This is a genomic window from Protofrankia symbiont of Coriaria myrtifolia (genome assembly GCF_900634755.1).
In the GTDB taxonomy this organism is placed as follows: domain Bacteria; phylum Actinomycetota; class Actinomycetes; order Frankiales; family Frankiaceae; genus Protofrankia; species Protofrankia coriariae.
Genome location: NZ_CAAAFS010000236.1, coordinates 1 through 4,528, shown reverse-complemented (window position 1 = coordinate 4,528; position 4,528 = coordinate 1). Strand labels below are relative to the sequence as shown.

General features: G+C 72.9%; 3 protein-coding genes. All 3 read left to right on the top strand.

Annotated features, from left to right (window positions below; all coding sequences use genetic code 11):
• Window positions 1–1,988 (top strand): iron-containing redox enzyme family protein (locus tag CM1CMNOD_RS13225; protein WP_131774009.1); only part of this gene is annotated, 1,988 nt, incomplete at its 5' end.
• A 25-nt stretch (window positions 1,989–2,013) separates the two neighbouring features.
• Window positions 2,014–3,222, top strand: coding sequence for an acyl-CoA dehydrogenase family protein (locus tag CM1CMNOD_RS13220; RefSeq protein ID WP_013874113.1), 1,209 nt, complete (start codon window positions 2,014–2,016; stop codon window positions 3,220–3,222).
• Window positions 3,212–4,507, top strand: coding sequence for a lysine N(6)-hydroxylase/L-ornithine N(5)-oxygenase family protein (locus CM1CMNOD_RS13215; RefSeq protein ID WP_013874112.1), 1,296 nt, complete (start codon window positions 3,212–3,214; stop codon window positions 4,505–4,507). The genes CM1CMNOD_RS13220 and CM1CMNOD_RS13215 overlap by 11 nt, the downstream gene beginning before the upstream one ends.
• Window positions 4,508–4,528 lie beyond the last annotated feature (21 nt).

The following is a 4,528-nucleotide window of genomic DNA, read 5'->3' as shown; positions in this document are numbered from 1 at the left end:
GGGCGGCGATCGCGCGGACCACCGCCCGGCTGCGCGCCGCCCCGGCCGGGACCGTGGCCACCGTGCTGCGGCAGCGCGCCCCGCTCGCGCTGATCGAGGGCTGCTGGCTGGACACCGTGTCGCAGCCGGCGACCCAGCCCGCCGTGATCGTCAACCGGCTCGGTGCCGAGCGGTTGGAGCTGCTCGGCGGTGGCGTGGTCGAGCACACCCTGGCCGGTCGGCGCCGCCGGCTGTTGGCGGAGCACGGCGTGGAGCTCCCCGACCTGCTGGCCACCGACTTCCTGGCCGCGGCGCAGGCCCGGCCGCTCACCGTGGTGACGGCCGTCTTCTACCTGGCGCTGTCCCGCCTGCCGGCCAGTTTTCTGCCCGAGGTGGTCGGCGTGCACTGTGCCTTTCGGGCGCTGGGCACCGACGCCGCGCTGTTCGGCCGGGCCGGGCCGTCCAGACTGGCCGAGTTGGCCGAGTTGGCCGAGTTGGCCGGGCCGTCTGGGCCGTCCAGCCCGGACGGTGTGGACAGCCGCGGGTACGATCCGGTACCGCTGCTGGCGGAGTACCTGGCGCTCACCGAGCTCTCACCCACCGGCCCGGCCGACCGGGCGCGGCTGCTCGCGGCGATCCGGCTCGTCGCGCGCCTGGAGAGCGCGCACGTGGCGATGCTCGACGAGCTTGCGAGCTGGCACCAGGGCCTGTCGCCGGACGCCGAGGTGGCGCTGATCGTCGCCAGGCACGCGCCGTACGCCGGCCGTCAGCACCACCGGGTGCGGATCTCCGGCGTCCCCCTGGACGGCCTGCTCGCCGGCCCGGCGTTCGACGCCGCCGTGTTCGTCCGCCAGCTCCGATCCTCCAGCTACCTGAAGCCACTGCCGACCGGCGGCTGCCCCCTGACCAGGGCGATCAGGTTCGGCGGGCCAATGTTCGGGATCTTCGACGCAGCCGAGGCGCGCACGCTCGAGCGGTGGGCGGCCGCCGTCGCCGCGGGTGAGCCGCCCGGCGCAGACCTGGCCGCCTGCGCCGCCGGCGACGAGGACGCCGCCGCCTGGCGGCGTGCGCTCGTGTCCGCCGATCCCGGTGACATCGTCGTTGCCGAGCCTCCGGCGTTCGACGAACGTCAGTTCCTGTACCGGCTGGTCAACGTCGAGCGGTTCCCCGGCGTGCTGGCCGCCGCCCACGCCCGCGTCGAGCAGGTGCTCGCCCAGGCCGAGGGGATGTTCGAACTGGGAGCCGCCGGCCGCCACACCGACGCCACCTGGTTCGACTACAGCCCCGCCGCGCTGCGGGAGCGGGTGGAGACCATCTACTGGATGAAGCTCGTCGGGCCCTACCGGCCGCTGACCGACATCCCGCCCCGGGCAGAGGTGATCAACGGCCAGAAGCGGTTCGCGCTGGGCAACCTCGTCGACGGCGCCTGCACGCACCGGATCGGCAACACCGGCCGCTTCCACCGTCCCAGCGACGGGCCGCTGTTCGCCCTCTACACCGATGAGATGGGCCGCGGCGACGTCGCCCGCAACCACCTCACGCTGATCAACCAGGCCCTGACCAGCATGGACATCCACCTGCCGCACCTGCGCTCGGAGGAGTTCCGCGCCCAGACCGAGCTGCCCGACCCGAGCTACCCGTACGCGACCTACCAGCTCGGCCTGGCGCTGTTCCCGGACTCCCGCTACGAGGAGATCCTCGGCTACCACCTGGGCGTCGAGATGTTCGGTCTCGGCGAGCTGCGGCTGCACGAGACGCAGAAGATGCGCCGTCGTGGCTTCGACACCGCCTATGAGGACGTGCACCTGTCCATCGACAACATCTCGGCCGGCCACACCCGCCAGGCGACCGACCTGATCGTCGGCTACCTCGACCACGTCGGACGCACCGGTGGCCCGGCCGTCGTCGAGCGGGCCTGGCGGCGGGTGCGGCGCGGCTACGCTTCGTTCGCGTTCTTCGTCGAGCCGCATCTGGCCAGACGCCTGCTGATGAGGCGGGCCGCCGCATGAGCTCCGACACGAGGAGGGCGCGCCGGTGAGCACCCTGGACCCGCGGCTGCTGGCGCTGCCGTTCTACGAGCGGCCGCACCGCGAGCTGGCCGAGGTGCTCGGCCGGTTCTGCGACACCCACGCCGAACTGGCGGCGGCGGCCCGCACCGGCGCGCCGGAGAAGTACACCGCCCGCGTGCTGCGCGCGCTGGGGGACGCGGGCCTGCTGACGCCCACCGACCTGCGTGGCCTGTGCCTGACCAGGGAGGCCCTGGCCTACACCGAGGACCTGCTCGACTTCGCGTTCTCGATCCAGGCGCTGGCCGCCTGGCCGATCCAACGTCACGGCACCGACGAGCAGAAGCGGCGCTGGCTGCCCGGCATGGCCCGCGGCGAGCTGGCCGGCGCGTTCGCGCTCTCGGAGGAGCAGGCCGGTTCGGACGTCGCAGCGCTCGCCCTGCGTGCCGTCCCGGACGGGGACGGCACGGGATATGTCCTGGACGGGCACAAGACGTGGATCGCCGGTGCGGCGGGCGCCGACGTCTTCTGCGTGGTGGCCCGCACCGGCGACGGCCCGGCCGCGCTCGGCCTGACCGCGCTGCTCGTCCCGGCCGGCACACCGGGCCTGCGGATCGAACCGATCGACATGCTGGCCGAACGCGACATCGCCCGGCTGGAGTTCGACGGCTGCCGGGTTGCGGCCGACGCCGTCCTGGGCAGCCGGGGCGGCGGGTTCGTCGTGGCCATGGAGCTGCTCGAACGCTTCCGCCTCACCGTCGGCGCGGCGGCGCTCGGCTTCGCCCGCCGGGCCGCCGACGCCGCCCTGGCCAGGGCCCGGGGGCGGGCCGCGTACGGCGGGCGGCTGTTCGACCTGCCGACGGTGAAGGCCAGCCTCGCCGACGTCGAGGTGCGGCTGAACGCCGCCGCGCTGCTGGTGGCCAGGGCCGCCTGGGAGGCCGACCGGGGCACCCCGCCGGCCAGGCACGCAAGCATCGCGAAGCTGTACGCCACCGAGGCCGCCCAGCAGGTCGTGGACGCGGCCGTGCAGGTGTTCGGCGCCGCCGGGCTGGTGCGCGACAGCCTGCCGGAGCGGCTGTACCGGCAGATCCGGTCGCTGCGGATCTACGAGGGCGCCTCCGAGGTGCAGCGGCTCGCCATCGCCGACGCCCTGCCACCGGCCGCGTCGCATGTTTCCCGGACGGACGCGGGCCGTCCACCGAAGACGCTGAAAGCGAGTTCTTCTCATGAGGAGTGAGTCCGCGGCGCGGTACCGCTGTGTCGGGATCGGGGCCGGACCGGCCAACCTGAGCCTGGCGGCCATGCTGCACGGCGACCCGGAGACGCCGAACCTGGTCATCGACCGGAAGGCCGAGTTCAGCTGGCACGACGATCAGCTCATCCCCGGGGCGGCCCTGCAGGTGTCGCTGTTCAAGGACCTGGTCAGCCTGTCCGACCCGACCAGCCCGTTCTCGTTCATGGCGTATCTGCACGACCGCGGGCGGATCTACCACTACCTCAACGCGCAGTTCGACAGCGTCCCCCGCGAGGAGTTCCGCAACTACCTGGACTGGGCCAGCAGCCGCATCGAGAACGTCGTGTTCGGCGAGGAGGCGCGGTCCGTCGACTTCGTCGGTGACACCTTCGTCGTGCGGACCGACAAACGCACCCTGCTCGCCGACAACGTGGTGGTCGGCGTCGGCACCGTACCGTGGGTGCCGCAGTTCGCCCGCCCGCACCTGGGCGGCACCCAGTTCCACGTCAGCGAGTTCCGGTCGAGGGCCGCCGGCCTGCGCGACCGGCGGGTGGCGGTGATCGGCGGCGGCCAGTCCGGTGCCGAGGCGTTCCTCGACCTGATCTCCCGGCCGGACGGCGAGCTGCCGCACCGGGTGTCGTGGCTGTCCCGCCGACGCAACTACTTCCCGCTCGACGACTCGCCGTTCACCAACGAGTTCTACATGCCCTGCCACTCCGACTACTTCGCCGAGCTTGGCCCGAGCGTGCGGGCCGAGGTCAACAGCCAGCAGGTGCTGACCAGCGACGGCATCTCCGAGGCCACCGCCCGGGAGATCTACCAGCGGATCTACGTCCACCGGTTCATCACCGGCGCCCCGCAGCTGACCGGGCTCTACCCCAACCGCGAGGTGGTCAGCGTCGAGCCGTGCTCGCCGGAGGGCTGGAGCATCTCCGTCCGGCACAACGACCCGGCGAGCTGCCTGGAGATCTTCGAGGCGGACGTGATCATCTGGGCCGCCGGGTTCCGGCCGGCCCCGATGGACTTCCTGGCGCCCCTTCAGCCGCGTCTGGAACGGGAGAACGACGAGTATCAGGTGGACGCCGACTTCGCCGCCTGCTGGGACGGCCCGGCCGACCGGAACCTGTTCCTGCAGAACGCCGCCCGCGGGCAGCGCGGCCTCGCCGACCCCAACCTCAGCCTCAACGCCTGGCGCAGCCAGCGCATCGTCGACCGGATCCGCGGCGTCCGCAGCAGGGACCAGCACCCGGCGTTCATCGAATGGTCGCCCAAGACAGGAGCCCGCTGACCATGGACGCTGGGGCTGGGG